The sequence below is a fragment of the Streptomyces varsoviensis genome, from assembly GCF_000718635.1.
In the GTDB taxonomy this organism is placed as follows: Bacteria; Actinomycetota; Actinomycetes; order Streptomycetales; family Streptomycetaceae; genus Streptomyces; species Streptomyces varsoviensis.
Genome location: NZ_JOBF01000015.1, coordinates 84,449 through 104,032, shown reverse-complemented (window position 1 = coordinate 104,032; position 19,584 = coordinate 84,449). Strand labels below are relative to the sequence as shown.

At 73.7% G+C, this 19,584-nt stretch carries 16 protein-coding genes; 5 read left to right on the top strand and 11 right to left on the bottom strand.

Features of this window, described 5'->3' with window-relative positions; genetic code table 11:
* Positions 1 to 5 precede the first annotated feature (5 nt).
* The 7 genes from murD to rsmH all read right to left on the bottom strand — a co-directional run bounded on the left by murD (position 6) and on the right by rsmH (position 9,046).
* The gene (gene murD / locus IF55_RS22450; protein WP_030883555.1) at positions 6 to 1,442 is read right to left on the bottom strand and encodes a UDP-N-acetylmuramoyl-L-alanine--D-glutamate ligase; all 1,437 of its coding nucleotides are present in this window, start codon (positions 1,440 to 1,442) and stop codon (positions 6 to 8) included.
* The gene (gene mraY / locus IF55_RS22445; protein ID WP_030883560.1) at positions 1,424 to 2,488 is read right to left on the bottom strand and encodes a phospho-N-acetylmuramoyl-pentapeptide-transferase; all 1,065 of its coding nucleotides are present in this window, start codon (positions 2,486 to 2,488) and stop codon (positions 1,424 to 1,426) included. The genes murD and mraY overlap by 19 nt, the downstream gene beginning before the upstream one ends.
* A complete protein-coding gene (locus IF55_RS22440) occupies positions 2,485 to 3,915 on the bottom strand; it encodes a UDP-N-acetylmuramoyl-tripeptide--D-alanyl-D-alanine ligase (protein ID WP_030883562.1) in 1,431 nt (476 codons plus the stop codon). The genes mraY and IF55_RS22440 overlap by 4 nt, the downstream gene beginning before the upstream one ends.
* A 65-nt stretch (positions 3,916 to 3,980) precedes the next feature.
* A complete protein-coding gene (locus tag IF55_RS22435; protein WP_030883566.1) occupies positions 3,981 to 5,681 on the bottom strand; it encodes a UDP-N-acetylmuramoyl-L-alanyl-D-glutamate--2,6-diaminopimelate ligase in 1,701 nt (566 codons plus the stop codon).
* Positions 5,682 to 5,693: 12 nt separating this feature from the next.
* A complete protein-coding gene (locus IF55_RS22430) occupies positions 5,694 to 7,646 on the bottom strand; it encodes a peptidoglycan D,D-transpeptidase FtsI family protein (protein WP_030883569.1) in 1,953 nt (650 codons plus the stop codon).
* Positions 7,647 to 7,649: 3 nt separating this feature from the next.
* Complete coding sequence (ftsL, locus tag IF55_RS22425) at positions 7,650 to 8,090, bottom strand: cell division protein FtsL (RefSeq protein ID WP_030883573.1); 441 nt, start codon at positions 8,088 to 8,090, stop codon at positions 7,650 to 7,652.
* Positions 8,087 to 9,046, bottom strand: coding sequence for a 16S rRNA (cytosine(1402)-N(4))-methyltransferase RsmH (rsmH, locus tag IF55_RS22420; protein ID WP_030883577.1), 960 nt, complete (start codon positions 9,044 to 9,046; stop codon positions 8,087 to 8,089). Before rsmH ends, ftsL begins: the two co-directional genes overlap by 4 nt.
* Before the next feature lie 383 nt (positions 9,047 to 9,429).
* On the opposite strand from rsmH, the gene IF55_RS22415 reads away from it, so the two are divergent.
* The 4 genes from IF55_RS22415 (at position 9,430) to IF55_RS22400 (ending at position 15,034) form a co-directional block, all read left to right on the top strand.
* Positions 9,430 to 9,984 carry a beta-class carbonic anhydrase gene (locus tag IF55_RS22415; protein WP_030883581.1) on the top strand — a complete coding sequence of 185 codons (555 nt, stop codon included), beginning with the start codon at positions 9,430 to 9,432 and terminating at the stop codon, positions 9,982 to 9,984.
* A gap of 201 nt (positions 9,985 to 10,185) precedes the next feature.
* The gene (locus tag IF55_RS22410; RefSeq protein ID WP_030883584.1) at positions 10,186 to 11,226 is read left to right on the top strand and encodes an AAA family ATPase; all 1,041 of its coding nucleotides are present in this window, start codon (positions 10,186 to 10,188) and stop codon (positions 11,224 to 11,226) included.
* A complete protein-coding gene (locus tag IF55_RS22405) occupies positions 11,226 to 12,605 on the top strand; it encodes a DUF58 domain-containing protein (RefSeq protein ID WP_030883586.1) in 1,380 nt (459 codons plus the stop codon). The genes IF55_RS22410 and IF55_RS22405 overlap by 1 nt, the downstream gene beginning before the upstream one ends.
* Positions 12,602 to 15,034 carry a transglutaminase TgpA family protein gene (locus tag IF55_RS22400; protein WP_037965403.1) on the top strand — a complete coding sequence of 811 codons (2,433 nt, stop codon included), beginning with the start codon at positions 12,602 to 12,604 and terminating at the stop codon, positions 15,032 to 15,034. The genes IF55_RS22405 and IF55_RS22400 overlap by 4 nt, the downstream gene beginning before the upstream one ends.
* A 426-nt stretch (positions 15,035 to 15,460) precedes the next feature.
* On the opposite strand, the gene IF55_RS22395 is transcribed toward IF55_RS22400, so the two are convergent.
* The 4 genes from IF55_RS22395 to IF55_RS22380 form a co-directional block, all read right to left on the bottom strand.
* Positions 15,461 to 15,865 (bottom strand): DUF3040 domain-containing protein, encoded by a 405-nt coding sequence (locus IF55_RS22395; RefSeq protein WP_030883594.1) that lies wholly within the window; start codon positions 15,863 to 15,865, stop codon positions 15,461 to 15,463.
* Positions 15,866 to 16,102: 237 nt separating this feature from the next.
* Entirely contained in the window at positions 16,103 to 16,867 is a 765-nt protein-coding gene (locus IF55_RS22390) for a methyltransferase (RefSeq protein WP_030883597.1), read from the bottom strand.
* A 273-nt stretch (positions 16,868 to 17,140) separates the two neighbouring features.
* Positions 17,141 to 17,611: an SAV_6107 family HEPN domain-containing protein gene (locus tag IF55_RS22385; protein ID WP_030883601.1), complete on the bottom strand. Its 471-nt coding sequence runs from the start codon at positions 17,609 to 17,611 to the stop codon at positions 17,141 to 17,143.
* A gap of 174 nt (positions 17,612 to 17,785) precedes the next feature.
* On the bottom strand, positions 17,786 to 18,484 hold the full coding sequence (locus IF55_RS22380) for a class I SAM-dependent methyltransferase (RefSeq protein ID WP_030883604.1): 699 nt from the start codon (positions 18,482 to 18,484) through the stop codon (positions 17,786 to 17,788).
* A gap of 148 nt (positions 18,485 to 18,632) precedes the next feature.
* Between IF55_RS22380 and IF55_RS22375 the strand changes: the two genes are divergently transcribed.
* Positions 18,633 to 19,286, top strand: a complete 654-nt coding sequence (locus IF55_RS22375) for a TetR/AcrR family transcriptional regulator (RefSeq protein WP_078644966.1) — start codon at positions 18,633 to 18,635, stop codon at positions 19,284 to 19,286.
* The last annotated feature ends 298 nt before the right edge of the window (positions 19,287 to 19,584 follow it).

Below are 19,584 nucleotides of genomic sequence, written 5' to 3'. Positions count from 1 at the left end.
GCGGGCTACCGCTCGGTGGCGTCCCGGCCCGTGGCCAGTGCGCGCACCGCGTCCGCGAAGGCGTCGCCGCGCTCGTTGTAGTTGGCGAACATATCCATCGAGGCGCACGCGGGCGCCATGAGGACCGTGTCCCCGGGCCTTGCGAGCCGCGTCGCTTCCCGGACGGCCGCCGCCATCGCACCAGTGTCCGTCCGGTCGAGGTCGACGACCGGGACATCCGCGGCGTGTCGCGCGAGGGCTTCGCCGATCAGGGCCCGGTCGGCGCCCATGAGGACCACGCCGCGCAGCCGCCCGGCGGCCGTGGTGACCAGCTCGTCGAAGGTGGCGCCCTTGGCGAGGCCGCCCGCGATCCAGATGATCGGGTCGTAGGCCGCGAGCGATGCCTCGGCGGCGTGCGTGTTGGTGGCCTTGGAGTCGTCGATGTAGGCGACGCCGTCGATGTCCGCGACGTGTTCGATGCGGTGCGCGTCGGGCTTGAAGGCCCGCAGCCCGTCCCGTACGGCCGCGGGCTCGACGCCGTAGGCGCGGGCCAGGGCCGCCGCGGCGAGGGCGTTGGCGATGTTGTGCGGCGCGGGCGGGTCGACGTCGGCGACCTCGGCCAGCTCCTGCGCCCGCTGCTGACGGTCGGCCACGAAGGCCCGGTCGACGAGGAGGCCGTCGACGACGCCGAGCTGGGAGGGGGCGGGCGCGCCCAGGGTGAAGCCGATGGCGCGGCAGCCCTCCACCACGTCGGCCTCGCGGACCAGGGCCTCGGTGGCGGGGTCAGCGAGATTGTAGACGCAGGCGACCTGGTTGCCCTCGTAGATCCGGCCCTTGTCGGCGGCGTACGCGGCCATGGAGCCGTGCCAGTCGAGGTGGTCGGGGGCGAGGTTGAGGACGGCGGCGGAGTGCGGGCGCAGGCTCGGCGCCCAGTGGAGCTGGTAGCTGGAGAGTTCGACGGCGAGGACGTCGTACGGCTCGGCGGAGCGGACCACGTCGATCAGCGAGACGCCGATGTTGCCGACGGCCGCGGTCCGCAGCCCGGCGGCCTCCAGGATCGACGCCAGCATCCGGACGGTGGTCGTCTTGCCGTTGGTGCCGGTGACCGCGAGCCAGGGGGCGGCGTCGGGGCCGCGCAGCCGCCAGGCCAGTTCGACGTCGCCCCAGACGGGCACGCCCGCCGCTTCGGCGGCGCGGAAGAGCGGGCTGCCCGGCTTCCAGCCGGGGGTGGTGACGACCAGTTCGGTGCCCTCGGGGAGGGTGTCGCCGTCGCCGAGCCGGACGGTGACGCCCAGCGCCTCCAGTTCGGCGGCCTGGGCGCGCTCGCGGTCGCCGTCGCTGCCGTTGACCGCGGTGACGCGGGCGCCGAGGCCGGCCAGGGCGCGGGCGGCGGGGACGCCGCTCACGCCGAGGCCGGCGACGGTGATGTGCTTGCCGTCCCAGTTCACTTGATGGCCAGCCAACCGGCGTAGAAGAGGCCGAGTCCGACGGCGACGCACAGCCCCTGGATGATCCAGAAGCGGACCACCACAAGGACCTCGCTCCACCCCTTGAGTTCGAAGTGGTGTTGGAGTGGCGCCATACGGAAGACGCGCTTCCCGGTGAGCCGGAAGGAGCCGACCTGGATGACCACGGACATGGTGATCAGCACGAAGAGGCCGCCGAGCAGCGCGAGGAGCAGTTCGGTGCGGGAGCAGATGGCGAGGCCCGCGAGCGCGCCGCCGAGCGCGAGGGAGCCGGTGTCGCCCATGAAGATCTTGGCCGGCGACGTGTTCCACCACAGGAAGCCGAAGCACGAGCCCATCAGGGCCGAGGCGACGACGGCGAGGTCGAGCGGGTCTCTGACCTCGTAGCAGGCGGCGCCCGCGGTCAGCGGGTTGGCGCAGGACTGGCCGTACTGCCAGACGCCGATGAACACGTACGCGCCGAAGACCATCACGGAGGCGCCGGTGGCGAGGCCGTCGAGGCCGTCGGTGAGGTTCACGCCGTTCGACATCGCGAGGATCATGAACAGCGCCCAGACCGCGAAGATCACCGGGCCGATGGACCAGCCGAAGTCCTGCACGAAGGAGAGCTTGGTGGAGGCCGGGGTGGCGCCGCGGGCGTCCTGGAACTGGAGCGCCAGCACCGCGAAGGCGATGCCGACGATCAACTGGCCCGCCATCTTCGCCTTGGCGCGCAGGCCCAGGCTCCGCTGCTTGACGATCTTGATGTAGTCGTCCAGGAAGCCGACCAGGCCCATGCCCGCCATCAGGAACAGCACCAGCAGGCCGGAGGGGGTCGGTCCGCCCCCGGTGAAGACCTTCGTCAGCGCGTACGCGATGAGCGTGGCGAGGATGAAGGCGATGCCGCCCATGGTGGGCGTGCCGCGCTTGCTGTGGTGCTCGCGCGGCCCGTCGTCGCGGATGAACTGGCCGTAACCCTTGCGGGCGAGGAACTTGATCAGCAGCGGGGTGCCGATGAGGGTCAGCAGAAGACCGATGACTCCCGCGAAGAGGATCTGCTTCATGACCCGGCGACCTCGCCCTCGCCGGTCGTCAAGGCCTCCGCCAGCCGCTCCAGCCCCACTGACCTGGACGCCTTTACCAGCACGACGTCTCCCGGACGCAGCTCTCTGCGCAACAGGTCGATCGCCGCCTGCGCGTCGGACACGTGCACCGACTCCTCACCCCACGAACCCTCGTTATAGGCGCCCATGCGCAGCCAGGCCGCTTCCCTGCCGCCGACTGCCACGAGCTTGCTGACGTTGAGCCGGACGGCCAGCCGCCCGACCGCGTCGTGCTCGGCGAGCGACTCCTCGCCGAGCTCGGCCATCTGACCGAGTACGGCCCACGTGCGGCCCCCCGCCGCGGTAGCGGCTCCGCCCATGGCGACGAGCGCGCGCAGTGCCGCTCGCATGGATTCGGGGTTCGCGTTGTAGGCGTCGTTGACGATCGTCACGCCGTCCGCGCGCTCGGTGACCTCCATCCGCCACCGGGAGAGCCGGCCCGCCTCGGAGAGCGCGCTGGCGATCTCGTCTGCGGGCATGCCCAACTCATGGGCGACGGCGGCCGCGGCGAGCGCGTTCGACACGTGGTGCTCACCGTACAGCCGCATGGTCACGGCCCCGCACCCGGTGGGTGTGTGAAGCGTGAAGGCGGGTCGGCCGTCCTCGGTGAGGTGGATGCCCTCGGCGCGTACGTCCGCGTCCCGCGCCTCGCCGAAGAGGACCGTACGGGCCTTGGTGCGGCCGCTCATGGCGCGCACCAGCGGGTCGTCGGCGTTGAGCACGGCGATGCCGCCCTCGGCCTCCGTCGGCAGCGCCTCGACCAGTTCGCCCTTGGCCTTCGCGATCTGCTCGCGGCCGCCGAACTCGCCGATGTGCGCGGTGCCGACGTTGAGGACGACGCCGACCCGCGGCGGGGTCAGCTCCGTCAGATAGCGGATGTGGCCGATGGACCGGGCGCCCATCTCCAGCACGAGGTGCCGGGTGGCGGCGTCGGCGCGCAGCGCGGTGAGCGGCATCCCGATCTCGTTGTTGAACGATCCGGGCGTCCACACCGTGGGGCCGATCCGCTCCAGGAGCTGGGCGATCAGGTCCTTGGTGCTGGTCTTGCCGACCGATCCGGTGAGCGCGACGAGGGTGGCGCCGAGGCGCTGCGCGACGGCCCGGGCGAGCGCGCCGAGGGCCGCGACGACGTCGTCGACCACGATCGACGGCACGGCGCCGCCGATCCGGCGGGTGGCCAGCACGGCGACCGCGCCGGCCGCGACGGCGCGCTCGGCGAAGTCGTGGCCGTCCACGTGCTCACCGGCGAAGGCGGCGAAGAGCCCGCCCGGCCGCACGTTGCGGGAGTCGATCTCGACCGGCCCGGTCACCCGCTGCTCCGGGTCCGGCAGGTCGTACGGCTGCCCGCCGACGATGGCGGTGATCTCGGCGAGGGACAGGTCGATCACCGCGATTCACCCCCGGCCGTTCGGGAGAGCTTCCGGGGGGAGGGTTGTACGCGCATGGCGGTCTGTCATCCCTGGTTGGTCCGGTGCTGGTGGGCCGCTTCGATGGCCTCGCGCAGAACCTGGCGGTCGTCGAAGGGGCGGACCACTCCGGCGATGTCCTGGCCCTGCTCGTGGCCCTTGCCCAGGATGAGAACGGTGTCGTCGGGTTCGGCGCGGGCGACGGCGGCTGCGATGGCGTCGGCACGCTCCTCCGCGAGGAGGACGGTGCCGCGCTCGTGGGCGGGCACCTCGGCGGCGCCCGCGAGCATGGTGGCGAGGATCGCGAGGGGGTCCTCGGAGCGGGGGTTGTCGGAGGTCAGCACGGCGGTGTCGGCGAGCCGGGCCAACGCCGCGCCCATGGGGGCGCGTTTGTGCGGGTCGCGGTCGCCGCCGCAGCCGAGAACGGCGTGAATACGCCCCTTGGTGACCTTGCGCAGGGCGCGCAGCACCGATTCGACCGCGTCGGTCTTGTGCGCGTAGTCGACGACGGCGAGGTAGGGCTGGCCGGCGTCGACCCGGTCCAGGCGGCCCGGCACGCCGGGGACGGCGGCGATGCCGTCGGCCGCGGTCTGCGGGTCGATCCCGGCGACCGCGAGGGTGGTGATCGCGGCGAGCGCGTTGGCGACGTTGAACGGGCCGGGCAGCGGCGCGGCGGCCCGTACCCGCTGCCCGTCCGGGCCGAGCACGGTGAAGGTCGAGCCGTGCGGGCCGACCTCGACCGCGTCCGCGCGCCAGTCGGCGTCCGGGTGGCCCTCGGCGGAGAAGGTGGTGACCGGGACCTCGGACTCGCCGCGGGCGAGCCGCTGGCCGTACTCGTCGTCGAGGTTGACGACGCCGACACGGCTGCGGGCCGTGGTGAACAACTGGGCCTTGGCCTGGAAGTAGTCCTCCATGCCCGAGTGGAACTCCATGTGTTCCGGGCTCAGGTTGTTGAAGACCGCGATGTCGAAGACGCAGCCGTCGACGCGGCCGAGGACCAGGGCGTGGCTGGAGACCTCCATGGCGACCGAGCGGACGCCGCGCTCGCGCATGACGGCGAAGAGCGCCTGGAGGTCGGTGGCCTCGGGCGTGGTGCGCTCGGACTTGATGCGCTCGTCGCCGATGCGGGTCTCGACGGTGCCGATCAGACCGGTGAGCCCGCCGCCGCCGCGCGCGGCGGCGGCCTTGAGGCCGCCCTCCATGAGGTACGCGGTGGTGGTCTTGCCGGAGGTGCCGGTGATGCCGATCTGGAGCAGGTCGCGGCCGGGCTCGCCGTAGATGGTGGCGGCCAGCGCGCCCATCCGGGCGCGCGGGTTGTCGACGGTGAGCACCGGCAGGCCGGTGGCGGCGGCGCGCTCGGCGCCCGTGGGGTCGGTCAGCACGGCGACGGCGCCGAGCCCCGCGGCCTGCGCCGCGAAGTCCGCGCCGTGGAAGCGGGCGCCGGGCAGGGCCGCGTAGACGTCGCCGGGGCGTACCGCCCGCGAGTCGTGGGTGATGCCGGTCGCGGTCCCCCGCGGGGCCTGCGCCTCGGCCGCGACGCCCAGCTGACCGGCCAGCTCCGCGAGGGTCACGGGTTGGACCTGGGTGGGGCGGGGCGCTCCCGGGTACGTTTCGGGGGCGTCCTTCTGGGTGGTTTGGAACTGATCAGCTTGGGGCACGGCGGTGAGCGTACCGGGCGCACCCGCTTCGCCGCGAAGCGAGGGGCGCGCCGGGCCGCGGTTCCCCGGGTCGGGGGTGATGGTCGTCACGGCCGGTCCGGCTCACTGTCCGGGCTCATACGTCACGGGCAGCCTGGGGGGTTGTTTTCCGGACGGCGGCACCTGCATCGTCTTCAGCGCGAACCGCATGACCTGCTGGTATACCGGCCCGCAGATCTGGCCGCCGAAGTAGCTGCCCTTGGTGGGGTTCTGGATGGCGCAGTAGACCGTCACCCGCGGCTGGTCGGCGGGGGCGAACCCGGCGAACGAGGCCGTGTAGCCGTGGTAGCGGCCGGTCTTGGGATCCACCCGGTTGGACGTGCCGGTCTTGCCCGCGACCCGGTAGCCGGGGATCTTCGCCTTGCCGCCGGTGCCCCCCTGGTCGTCCACGACGGATTCGAGCATCGTGGCCAGGGTCTTGGCGGTCTGCTCGCTGACCACCCGGTTCTTCTCGGGCGCGGGGGCGGGCTGGAAGCGGCCGTCGGGGCCCTTGGTGCCGCGTACGAGGGTGGGGGTGATGCGCTCCCCTCCGTTGGCGATGGTGGAGTAGACGGACGCGCCCTGCACGGCGTTGAGGGACAGCCCCTGGCCGAAGGGGATCGTGTACTGCTGGGAGGCGCTCCAGTCCTTCGGCTTGGCGAGGATGCCGGGGGTCTCGCCGGGGAAGCCCAGTCCGGTCGGCTGCCCGATGCCGAACTTGCGGAGGTACGAGTAGAGGACCTCGTTGGCCTGCTTCTGCCCCTTGCCCTTGGCGAGCTGTTCGCTGGCGAGGATCGTCCCGATGTTGCTGGACTTGGCGAGCACCCCGTTGAGGGTCAGGTGCCAGGTCTCGTGGTCGATGTCGTCGGCGAAGGACCGGTCGGCGCGCGGCAGCCGGTTGGGGACCTCCACCTTGGTGCCCGGCGTGGCGACGCCCTCGTTGAGCACCGCCGACATGGTCATCAGCTTGCTGACGCTGCCCGGCTCGTACGCGTCCTCCACGGCGGCGTTGCCCATGGCGGAGGCGCTGGCGTGGGCGAGGTCGTTGGGGTTGTAGCCCGGGGCGTTGGCCATGGCCAGGATCTCGCCGGTGCGGGTGTCCTGCACTATGACGTAGCCGCGGTCCGCCTTGGACTTCTCGACCTGCTTGGTGATGGCGCTCTGGGCGGCCCACTGGATGTCGCGGTCGATGGTCAGCTCCACGTCGGAGCCGGGCACGGCGGGCTGTTCCTTGACGTCCGCGGTGGGCACCTGGCGGCCGCCCGACTGGGCGTAGACGAGCTTGCCGTTCTTCCCGGCGAGCTGCTTGTCGAACTTGGCCTCGATGCCGCCGCCGCCCTTGCCCTCGGTGTTGACGAAGCCCAGTATCCCGGCGGCGAGGTCGCCGCCCGGGTAGACGCGTTTGCTGTGCGGCTCGCGGTTGACCCCGGCCAGGACGTTGGTGCCCTTCGTCTTGACGGCCTTGTCGGCGAGCGCCGCCTTGAGGTCCTTGATCTGGTTCCAGACCTGCGGGGTCTGCTGGCGGGCGAGGACCGCGTACTTGGACTTGGGGTGGGCCGTGAGCTTGCGCTCCAGGGTCTTCTCCGACTGGCCCAGGATGGGCGCGAGGAGCGTCGCGGCCTGCCGCGCCGCGTCGGGGATCTTGGCCCGGTCCGGCGTCAGCAGGTCCGGGGCGGCGGTGACGTCGTACGCGTCGATGGTGGTCGCCAGGTCCACGCCGGCCCGGTCGGTGACCGTGCCGCGCTCGGCGGTCAGCGTCACCGGGATGTAGCGGTTGACGTTGGCCTTGGCCGCGTACGCGCTCGCGTCGACCGCCTGCACCTGGAGGAGGCGCACCACGAACGCGAGGAGGACGAGGGCCATGGCGAGGCCGACGAGCCGCAGCCGGGGGCGCGGGCTGCCGAGCCGGATCGACTGTGGGCCGCCGCGCGGCCGGGTGGGGCGCGAACCGGGCCGCTTGGCGTTCGGCCGGGCCGCCGCGGGCCGCTGGCGCGGGGGGCCGGACGCGCGGCGGCGGGGGTCCTTGGGGTCGCTCACGCGTCACCTGCCGGGGGCGGGCTGGAGGGGGGCCGGGGGCCGCTGCCGGAGCGGTTCCGAGTACGAGACCTGATCGTCGCCGGCCTTGGGCGCCGGGGACGGCACGCCGTGGACCGTGCCGTCCGGGCCGAGGAAGGCCGGGTTGCCGCCGGGCACCATGCCCAGCTCGCGCGCGCGCCGGTCCAGCGCGTCGGGGGCGGAGAGCTTGTCGACCTCCTGCTGCAGCGCCTGCTGCTCGTCCGTCAGCTCGGTGGTCTGCTTCTGGAGCCTGCTGAGCTCGAAGGAGCCCTGGTTGAGCGAGGAGTTGAGCACCAGGAGGCCGATCAGGCCGGAGCCGAGCAGCACCACGACGAGCAGGACGAAGGGGGTGCGCCTGGCCCCCGCGGGCCCGGCGGGCAGCAGACGGCCGAGCCGGGCGCCGGGCCGGCGCGCGGCGGCCGTCACGGGGCGTCCTCGCGGATGCGCTGGGCGGCGCGCAGCCGGGCGGGGGCGGCGCGCCGGTTCTCGGCGACCTCCTCCTCGGTGGGCAGCTCCGCGCCGCGCGTGAGGAGCTTGAGGCGCGGCTGGTAGCGCTCGGGCACGACGGGCAGGCCGGGCGGCGCGGTGTTGGCGGCCCCGGCGGCGAAGACCTGCTTGACGATGCGGTCCTCCAGGGACTGGTACGACAGGACGGCGATCCGGCCGCCGACGGCCAGCGCGCCCACGGCGGCCGGAATGGCGCGCTCCACGCTCGCCAGTTCGCCGTTGACCTCGATGCGCAGCGCCTGGAAGGTGCGCTTGGCGGGGTTGCCGCCGGTCCGCTTGGCCGCCTGCGGCAGCGCCTCGCGGATCAGGTCGACGAGGCGGGCGCTGTTGCGGAACGGCTCCTTCTCCCGCTCCCGGACGATGGCGCCCACGATCCGCTTGGCCTGCTTCTCCTCGCCGTACGCGCGCAGGATGCGCACCAGTTCGCCGGGCGGGTAGGTGTTGAGGACCTCGGCGGCGCCGATGCCCGTCGTCTGGTCCATCCGCATGTCCAGCGGCGCGTCCTGGGCGTAGGCGAAGCCGCGGTCGGCCTCGTCCAGTTGCATGGAGGAGACGCCGAGGTCGAAGAGGACGCCCTGGACGCGCGGGATGGCGAGCCGGTCCAGTACGTCGCCGATCTCGTCGTAGACGGCGTGCACGAGGGTGGCGCGGTCGCCGTAGGGCGCCAGGCGCTCGCCGGCGAGCTCGAGGGCGGCCGGGTCCCGGTCGAGGGCCACGAGCCGGGCGGCGGGGAAGGTGGACAGCAGCGCTTCGCTGTGGCCGCCGAGGCCGAGCGTGCAGTCGACGACGACCGCTCCGGGCTCCGCGAGGGCGGGCGCCAGCACGTCGAGACAGCGCTGGAGCATCACCGGAACATGTCGCGCTTCGCTGGCCATGCGCCCTTCTGAAGGGTTCGGCGCGGGTCCGCGCGTACCGCCGGGTCCCCGCCCGCTCGAAGGGGAAGCGGCCGGTCTGGCGCCGGGGAAGTGACGTCAGGCGACCGGAGCGGGAGGAGGCCGAGCGGCACGTACGCCCCGCGCACGTGGAGTAATCGGATCCAAGGGGAGCGTCACGCCTCCCACTTCGCGCCACTTTAGTCCACTCGTCCCCTCGGTCAACCAATTGGCCAGCGCGTCCCGCGACGGCCCGGGGCCGCCGCTCCCGCCTGCCCGTCCGCGCGGCGATGGGCCTTGTGGGTTACCTCACAGGCATCCGTGCGACACGGGTTTATCGACCCGCGCAGAGGCTGGGCGACCTGCGGCGGGCTACCTTCGTACACATGTCGATATCTGCGTCTCAGCCGCCGTCCCAGCACCACGACGGCGCCCCCGCCGAAGGAACCGTCACCGACCGTCTGGTCGAGGCCAACGAACGCTACGCCGCCGCCTTCCGCGACCCGGGCATGGACGCCCGCCCGGTCCTCAAGGTCGCCGTCGTCGCCTGCATGGACGCCCGCCTCGACCTGCACGCCGCGCTCGGCCTGGAGCTCGGCGACTGCCACACCATCCGCAACGCCGGCGGCGTGGTCACCGACGACACCATCCGCTCCCTGACGATCAGCCAGCGCGCGCTGGGCACCCGCTCGGTCGTGCTGATCCACCACACCGGCTGCGGCCTGCTGGGCCTGACCGAGGACTTCCGGCATGATCTGGAGGCCGAGGTCGGACAGCGGCCGTCGTGGGCCGTCGAGTCGTTCAAGGACCTCGACAGCGACGTGCGGCAGTCGATGCAGCGCGTGCGCACCTCGCCGTTCCTGCTGCACACCGACGACGTCCGCGGCTTCGTCTTCGATGTGACGACGGGTCTGCTCCGGGAGGTCGCCGGGCGCGCCTGACGCCGTGAACGATCACATGAGAGAGCTCGGAACCGGCCCCGGCGGAGAGTTATCCACAGGCGGTGACGCGACGCCGCCGGGACGGCGAGAATACGTGCGTGGTCCAGCGCTCCGCCGGTGCGGGGCGCTGGGGCCGCGCATTCGGGGTGGGCCGGTCCGTACGGAGGACCAGGGCTTTGAGAGCGGGCCGAGGAGGGCCGGGTGACGACCTATGACGAGCGAGCGAGCCTCAGCGATCTGACCACCACGGCGGAGCGTATCCGCAGGTCGGTGGAGGGCGTGATCGAGGGCAAGCCGGAGGTCGTACGGCTTTCGCTGACGGTGCTGATGGCCGAGGGCCATCTGCTCATCGAGGACGTGCCGGGGGTGGGCAAGACGATGCTCGCCAAGGCGCTGGCGCGGTCCATCGACTGCTCGGTGCGGCGCATCCAGTTCACGCCGGACCTGCTGCCGTCCGACATCACGGGCGTGAGCGTCTACGACCAGCAGCGGCGCGACTTCGAGTTCAAACCGGGCGCGATCTTCGCCCAGATCGTGATCGGCGACGAGATCAACCGCGCCTCCCCCAAGACCCAGTCGGCGCTGCTGGAGTCGATGGAGGAGCGGCAGGTCACCATCGACGGGCAGACGTACCAGCTCCCGAGCCCCTTCATGGTGGTGGCCACGCAGAACCCGGTCGAGATGGAGGGCACGTACCCGCTCCCGGAGGCGCAGCGCGACCGGTTCATGGCCCGGGTCTCCATCGGCTACCCGAGCCCGGAGGCCGAGCTTCAGATGCTGGACGTGCACGGCGGCGCGTCCCCCCTGGACGACCTCCAGCCGGTGGCGCACGCGCACGAGATCATCAAGCTCGTCGAAGCGGTCCGCACCGTCCACGTGGCGGACTCCGTGCGGCGGTACGCGGTGGACCTCGTCGCCGCCACGCGCCGGCACCCGGACCTCAGACTCGGCGCGTCGCCGCGCGCGACGCTGCATCTGCTGCGGGCCGCCAAGGCCGCGGCGGCGCTGGAGGGCCGGGAGTTCGCCCTCCCCGACGACGTGCAGGCGCTCGCCGTCGCGGTGCTCGCGCACCGGCTGCTGCCCACCGCGCAGGCCCAGCTCAACCGGCGCACGGCCGAGCAGGTCGTGGCCGACATCCTGCAGCGCACCCCGGTGCCCACCGCCGAGCACCGGGGGGCGCCGCCGATGCCGCCGGCGCCCCCGGCGTACGGCGGGCAGCCGCCGGGCTCCCGGCGGCTGTGATGCGGCCCGGGGGGTCCGCGGGAGCGGCGGAGGCCGACGTGGGCGACGGCGGCGGCCTGCGGTCGGCGCTCGCCGGCCTGACCACGCGCGGCCGGTCGTTCCTGGCCGCGGGCGTGGCCGCCGCCGTCTGCTCGTACGTGCTCGGCCAGTCCGACCTGCTGCGGGTCGGCCTGCTGCTCGCGGTGCTGCCGCTGGTCTGCGTGGTCGTGCTGCACCGCACCCGGCACCGGGTCGCGGGCGGCCGGCGGCTGTCGCCCGCCCGGGTGCCCGCCGCCGCCGAGGCCCGCGTGCATCTGCGGATCGACAATGTCTCGCGGCTGCCCACCGGCCTGCTGATGCTCCAGGACCGGGTGCCGTACGTGCTCGGGCCCCGGCCGCGCTTCGTGCTCGACCGGGTGGAGGCGGGCGGCCGGCGCGAGGTCTCCTACCGGGTCCGCTCGGACCTGCGCGGGCGCTATCCGCTGGGGCCGTTGCAGCTCCGGCTCACCGACCCGTTCGGGATGTGCGAGCTGACCCGCGCCTTCAGCACGTACGACACGCTGACCGTCGTGCCGCGCGTCGAGCCGCTGCCCGCGGTGCGCCTCGCGGGCGAGGCCGCCGGATACGGCGACGGGCGGCTGCGGTCCGTCGCCCTGGCCGGCGAGGACGATGTCATCCCCCGCGAATACCGCCACGGCGACGATCTGCGCCGGGTGCACTGGCGCTCCACCGCCCGCTACGGCGAGCTGATGGTGCGCCGCGAGGAGCAGCCGCGGCGCGCCCACTGCACGGTGCTGCTGGACACCCGCGGCATCGCCTTCCAGGGGGCAGGGCCCGACTCGGCCTTCGAGTGGGCGGTCTCCGCCGCCGCCTCGACCTCCGTGCACCTGCTGGAGCGGGGCTTCTCGGTGCGGCTGCTGACCGACACCGGCGACTCGGTCCCCGGCCCCGACGGCATGGGCGGGTACGCGGGCTCCGCCCATGACTCCGCGGACGCGGCGGGGCTGGTCCTGGACACCCTGGCGGTGGTGGACCACTCCGAGGGCGAGACCCTGTCCCCCGCCTACGACACGCTGCGCGGCGGCGGCGAGGGGCTGCTCATCGCGTTCTTCGGCGACCTCGACGAGGAGCAGGCGGCGCTCGCCGGGCGGATGCGGCAGCGCGGCGGCCCGGCGGTCGCCTTCCTCCTCGACTCGCCGTCCTGGGCGCGGGACGTGCGCGGCGGCGACGCCGAGGAGCTGGAGGACCGGCTGCGGATGCTGCGCGAGGCGGGGTGGACGGCGCTGCCCGTGGAGCCGGGGGCGTCACTGGCCGCGCTGTGGCGCCGGGCCGACCAGCAGCGCGCCCGCACGAGCGGGACCTCGGAGCAGGACGGCACGACGGCAGGGAGCTGGTCATGAGTGGACGCGCCCGGCTCGCGGTGTGCGCGGCGGTGGCGACGCTGGCCGCGTCCTGCGCGCTGCTCCCGCTGGTCGACCACGCGACATGGTTCCTGCAGGCCGCGCTCCTCGTGCTGATCCAGAGCTCGGTGGGCGCGCTGGCCCGCCGGGTGCCGCTGGCCCGGGCGCTGACGGTGCTGGTGCAGGCGGCCGTCGGGCTGCTGCTGCTCACCCTGGTCTTCGCGCAGAGCGAGGCGGTCGGGGGGCTGCTGCCCGGCCCGGAGGTCTTCCACGAGTTCGGGCAGTTGCTGCGGGAGGGCGCCGACGACGTCGGGCGGTACGCCATACCGGCTCCGACGACGGAGGGTATCAGGCTGCTGCTGGTCGGCGGCGTGCTGGTGGTGGGGCTGGCGGTGGACGCGCTCGCCGTCACGTACCGCAGCGCCGCGCCCGCCGGGCTGCCGCTCCTCGCGCTGTACTCGGTCGCGGCGGGGATGGCCAAGGGCGGCGCCGACTGGCTGTGGTTCCTGGCGGCGGCCGGCGGCTTCCTGCTGCTGCTCCTCGCCGAGGGGCGGGACCGGCTCTCCCAGTGGGGGCGGGTCTTCGCCGGGGGCGGCGCGCGGCGCCCCACCGGCCCGAGCAGCACCCTGGGCCCCGGGGCGGGCGGCACCGCCCTCGCCCCGGTCCGTACGGGGCGGCGGATCGGCGCGCTCGCGCTGGGCATCGCGCTGGCGGTGCCCGCGGTGCTGCCGACGATGGACGACGGCCTGCTGGGGTCCCGGGGGGCCGGCGGCAGCCAGGACGCCGGCGGCGGGACGATCTCGGCGGTGAATCCACTGGTCTCGCTCCAGAACAGCCTCAACCAGCCCGAGAACCACGAGGTGCTGCGGTACCGCACGTCGACGAGCGACACCCAGAACATGTATCTGCGGATCGTGGCCCTGGACCAGTTCGACGGCTCGTCCTGGAAGGCGTCCGAGCGGCACATCACCGATGTGCCGGACCCGCTGCCCACGCCGTCCGGGCTCTCGCCCGAGGTCCGCACGGACACCGTCAACACCTCCGTCGTGGCCGCCGAGACCTACGGCCAGACCTATCTGCCGCTCCCCTACCCGGCCACGCGGGTGTCGGTCGGCGGGCGCTGGCGGTTCGAGCCCGAGGGGCGGACCCTGGTCGGTGACCACGGGCAGACCACGCGGGGCTCGCGCTATCAGGTGTCGAGCCTGCTGGTGCAGCCGACGAGCTCCCAGTTGGCGGCGGCGCCCGCGCCGTCGAAGCGGCTCCTGGACGAGTACACGAAGGTGCCGGGCTCGCTGCCGTCCACGGTCCGCGACCAGGCGAAGAAGGTGACGGCGGGGGCCACGACCGCGTACGGGCAGGCCGTGAAGCTCCAGGAGTGGTTCTCCACGACCGGCGGCTTCCGGTACAACACCGAGGTGCGGTCGGGCAGCGGCAGTACCGCCATAACGAAGTTCCTCCACGACAAGGAGGGGTTCTGCGTCCATTTCTCGTTCTCGATGGCGGCGATGGCGCGGACGCTGGGCATCCCGGCGCGGGTCGCGGTCGGCTTCACGCCGGGGACCCCGCAGGTCGACGGCACCATGTCGGTCGGCTCCAAGGACGCGCACGCGTGGCCCGAGCTGTATTTCGAGGGCGTCGGCTGGACCCGGTTCGAGCCCACGCCCAGCCGGGGCTCGCAGCCCGACTACACGATCGCGCAGACGCCGTCCGGCACGGACCCCGGCACCCCGACGCCGGTGCCCAGCCGCTCGGCGGCCCCCTCGGCCGGGGCGTCGGCCGCCGAGAGCTGCCCGCCGCAGGCGAAACGGCTCGGGGAGTGCGGCGGCGCGGCGCACCCGGCGGGCGGCGGCCCCGGCGACGGCGGCCGGTCGACGACCGCGGCCGTGGGCGGCTCCGTGGGCCTGGCGGCGCTGGTGGCGCTGGCGCTCCCGATGCTGTGGCGCACCCGGGTACGGGCCCGGCGGCTCGGCGACTCCGGCGGGCGCACCCCGCGGGACGGCGCGGACCGCACCCTCGCGGCCTGGCGGGAGCTCATCGACTCCGGCTGGGACTACGGCGTGCCGCCGGACGACTCGCAGACCCCGCGCAAGGCCGCGGCCCGGATCGTACGGCTCGGCGGCCTGGACACCGCGGCGGCCGAGGCCGCGCACCGGGTGGCCGCGGCGGTGGAGCAGGTGCTCTACGCGCCGCGCCCGCGTCCGGTCGGCGGGCTCGCGGCCGACGTCCAGCTCGTACGGACCGGGCTGCGGGCCTCGGCCGGGCGGGCCGGCCGGCTGCGGGGGCTGCTGGCACCGCGCTCGACCATCCGCGTCGCGTGGGCGCTCTCCCGGCGCTGGACCACCGCGATCGCCCGGCTCCGCACCGGCCGCCTCGCCTCCCTCACCCGCCGGGCGACGACGGCGCTGCGCTTCTCACGGCAGCGAGCGTGACGGGCAGCCCTCCGGCCAGGTCCAGGTCCAGGCCCAGGTCCAGCCGGACGGGACGAGGGGCGGGCCAGGGCCACGGGCTGGTGCGCCGACGGCCAGGCAGCCGGGCGGACAGGTGGGGGCAACCGAGCGGCCGCCGCCTGCGGCAGGGGCGCGCGCACCGGCCGCCGGCGGGCCGAGGGGCCGAGGAAGTCGGTGAGCCGAGGGGCCGACGGGCCCAGACCGACGAGCGGAGGAGCCGGGGCGGCGAGGAGCCGAGAGGCCAGGAACCGGTGAGCTGGAGAGCCGAAAGGCCGACGGGCCGGTGAGCCGAGGGGCCGGCGGCTGGGCCGGGAGGCCGGCCGCGGCGGCCGTGACTCGGCTGGAGCAACGCGTGGGCGCGGCTCAGGACCGGGGTCCTGGGCCGCGCCCGGTGGAAGATATCGGGGCTCAGTGGCCCTGTTCGTCGCGGCGGCGCTGCCAGCGCTCCTCGATGCGCCCCATCATGGACCGGCGCTGACGTGGCTGCCGGCGGGCGGCGGTGCCGCCCGAGGCGCCTGATGAGGCCCGCTGCTCGCCCGGTTTCGGCGCCTTGCGCCATCCCGTGACCGCGAGCACCGCGCACCCCAGCATGACGAGGAAGCCCACTACGCTGATCCAGATCTGCTGGGCGACCATTCCGGCCATGAGGAGCGCGATACCCACCAGAAAACCCGCGACCGCCTGGTAGACCCGTCGCCGGGTGTACGTGCGCAGGCCGCTGCCCTCAAGCGCTGTCGCGAATTTGGGATCTTCGGCGTACAGCGCTCGCTCCATCTGCTCGAGCATGCGCTGCTCGTGCTCCGAGAGCGGCACGGAGTCCTCCTACTCGTCGGTCGCGGGGGGCGACCGGGGTGCGACCCTTTCAGGATAGGCAGGGAATCGCCCCCGTGATACCCGCCCCTCTGCGCCAATTACTCACCGTTGCCAGTGTGACAATCGAAACCGTCGGAACGTGCATTCCCCACCCGCCGATCCGCCATGCCGGACGGTGTACCCCGATCATACGGGGCGAAGCGGCTGATCGGGTGGCCTGCGGCCGATGGTCTACGGTCAGCCGCGCTCGGCCAGTACATGGAGCTGGGTGGCGACGGAGTGGAAGGCGGGGAGTTCGGCGACCGCCGCTTCGAGGCGCAGCAGGGCCTCCATCGCGCCGGGCTCGGTGTCGACCAGCACGCCGGGCACCAGGTCGGCGAAGACGCGGACGCCGTGTATGGCGCCGACCTCCAGTCCGGCCTCGCCGATCAGCTCGGAGAGCGTCTCGGCGGTGAAGCGGTGCGGCACCGGGTCCCCCTCGCCCCAGCGCCCGGCCGGGTCGGTGAGCGCCTGGCGGGCCTCGGTGAAGTGGCCGGCCAGGGCGCGGGCCAGCACCGCGCCGCCCAGTCCGGCGGCGAGCAGGCTGAGGGTGCCGGCGGGCCGGAGCGCGTCGACGACGTTGCGCAGGCCGGCGGCGGGGTCTTCCACGTACTCCAGGACGCCGTGGCACAGGACGGCGTCGTAGCCGCCGCGCTCGACGACGTCGAAGAGGCCGTGGACGTCGCCCTGGACGCCGCGGACCCGCTCGGCGACCCCGGCCTCGGCGGCCCGGCGCTCCAGGGCGAAGAGCGCGTTGGGGCTGGGGTCGACGACGGTGACGCGGTGGCCGAGGCGGGCGACGGGCACGGCGAAGTTGCCGGTGCCGCCGCCGGTGTCCAGCACGTCGAGGGCGCCCGCCGCGCCGTTCCCGGCGGTCTTGCCCCTGCGGTCCAAGGCGTCTTTGAGGACGTCCCAGACCACGGCGGTACGGAGGGACGCCCGGGGGCGCTGCGGGTCTGACACGGCGGGTGGCTCCTCGGCGCGGCGTCGCCGCCGGTTCGGCGGCGACGGATAAACGGAAACGGATAGCGGGGAACGGGTGGAGGGGCAGAGATGGACGGAAACGGACGGACGGGAACGGCTGGAGGGCAACGGGCGGACGGAAGGGCGGAAATCGCCGACGTCCGCGCCGTCCCCAGCCTATTGCCTACGGCGCGCCCGCCCCGTCCCGCCCCGCGCGCCCGCGGCCGGGCCGCGCGCGGGGGAATCCGCCCGCCCGGGACATGACACGACGGCTCAGCCCGCCTTGTTCCGCTCCACCGTCGCCTGCTGCGGCAGAGCGGGCTGGAGCACCAGCATCCGCTCCACCAGCCGCAGGAACATGGCGGCGTCTCGCAGCAGGTCGTCGGCGTCGCGGCGGCTCGCCGCGTCGGGTATGCCGGCCTCCGCGCGGGCCCGGCGGGGCGCGCCCGCGGCGAACAGCGCGCTCCACTCGGTCAGCTCCGGAGCGACTTCGGGCAGCACCTCCCAGGCGCTGCGTATCCGCCGCCGGCGGCGCGGCGTCGTCTCGGGCCGGCCGCGGACGGCCAGGACGGCGGCGGCGGTGCGCAGGGCGGCGAGGTGGGCGGTGGCGTACCGCTCGTTGGGGGCTTCGAGGTCGGCGGCCTCGGCCAGTCCCTGGTGGGCCTGGGTCAGCAGGTCGAGCGCGGCGGGCGGGGCCGCGGCGCGGCGCAGCACGGGGTGGACGTCGCTCGCGATACCGGCCATGACGAACCTCCTGTCGTCGTGTGGCGGCCTGTCGAGTAGTGGCATGACCGCCGTATGTGCCCATCGTGGGGCACACCACTGACAATCGGCCCTGACCTGCACGAACACCCCTTGGGTCGCCCCGAAATCACCGGTCCCCCGCGGCCCCGGCCGGGCGGGAGGCGAGGCGGCTCGTCACCGGTCGCCGCCCCCGTTCGGCGGCGCCGTCCAGGACATGGCCAGGGCGAAGCCGAGATCGTCGAAGCGGGCCCCGGGGAAGACGCTCCCGTAGAGCTCGCGGAACCGCTCGCGCGACAGGTAGCGGTCGCTGAGCAGGTGCGCCAGCCACGGCCGGCTGTGCCAGAAGCGCAGTTGGAACCACGCGTCGCGGAGCCCCACGCGCCGGATCTCGCCGGGGAAGTTCCACAGGGCCGGCCAGGTGTACGCCCTGCGCGGCGGCGTCGGGTACGGGTCGCATACGTTGTCGATCAGCGCGACGGTGCCGCCGGGCCGTACGAGGCTCTTCAGGTGCTCCAGTCCCGCGCGGTAGTCCTTCAGGTGGTGCAGCGTCGTATGGCTGTAGACCAGGTCGAAGCCGTCCGCGTCGGCCAGGTCGAACAGGTCCGCCACCACGTAGCGCACGTTGGGCCGCGCCCTCTTCGCTCGGGCGATGTCGATCAGCGGGCCGCTCAGGTCCAGGCCGACGACTTCCCCGAAGCTGTCCGCCAAGGCCGCGACGGCGTGCCCCGGCCCGCAGCCGGCGTCCAGAGCCCGCTCGCCCCTCAGCCCGAGCCCGAGCAGCCACGCGGTGTTCTGGCCCGGGAGGAGGCTCACGAAGCGGTCGTAGTCGAGGGCGAACCGGTCGAAGGACTGGGGATCAGCGGTCTGCGTCATATCTCTCCCGTACACGGCATGGTCCTGGGACGCGAGGAAACTACCGCTCAGGGGACGGCCCGCCGCGAACAGGTGTGGTCCGTGAACCGGCCGGCCCGGGGCTGTCCCTGTGACCAGGCGCGCGGCGGCGCCAGGCAGAATCGGCACCATGGACAGCAGCGCTGCAGCAATCCGGAGAATGCCGGCCCGGCCGCCGGGCGACACCCGTCGGCAGACGACCCGGCGGAAGCTCTTCGAGGCGGCCGTGACCCTCATCGCGGAGCAGGGGTTCTCCTCCACGACGGTGGACGAGATCGCCGAGCGGGCCGGGGTGGCGAAGGGCACGGTCTACTACAACTTCGCGAGCAAGAGCGTGCTGTTCGAGGAGTTGCTGCGGCACGGCATCGAACTGCTCAGCACCTCGCTGCAACGGGCCGCCGACGAGACGGCGGCCCGCGGCGGCAGCAGGGTCGACGCGCTGGACGCCATGATCCGGGCCGGGCTCGGCTTCATCGCCCGCTACCCCTCGCTCACCCAGCTCTACGTCGCCGAACTGTGGCGCACCAACCGGGCCTGGCAGTCCACCCTGATGCAGGTGCGGCAGCAGGCGATAACCGTGATCGAGTCCGTGCTGCGGGACGCGGTGGCCGAGGGCGAGCTGAGCAAGGAGATCGACATCCCGCTGACGGCGTCGGCGCTGTTCGGCATGGTCCTGGTGGCCGCCCTGGACTGGCAGTCCTTCCAGCCGGAGCGCTCCCTGGAGGACGTGCACGCGGCGCTGTCCCGGCTGTTGCAGGGGCGGATCGGCGGCAGTCCGCGGTAATCGCGTGGCCTCAAGATGGGGCTCTTCACCAACGGTGCGGCGTTTCAACGCTGTTCCGGCGCGGACCGATCCCCCCATCGGTCCGCGCCGGAACACGGCGTTCCCCCGTTCCCCCGTGGAACCCCCCGTTCCCGGCAGAGCACCAGCGATTCCCCCGTGGTGCCCCACCGTTTCCTTCCAGGCCGCCCGCCGGTTCCGCCGCCCCGTGTCGGCGGTCTCGGCGCTGCGCCCTTTCCGTGGTCACTACTTTCTCTTCCGTGCAGGTCGGGGCCCATCCGTGTATCTACTCATCTCGGCG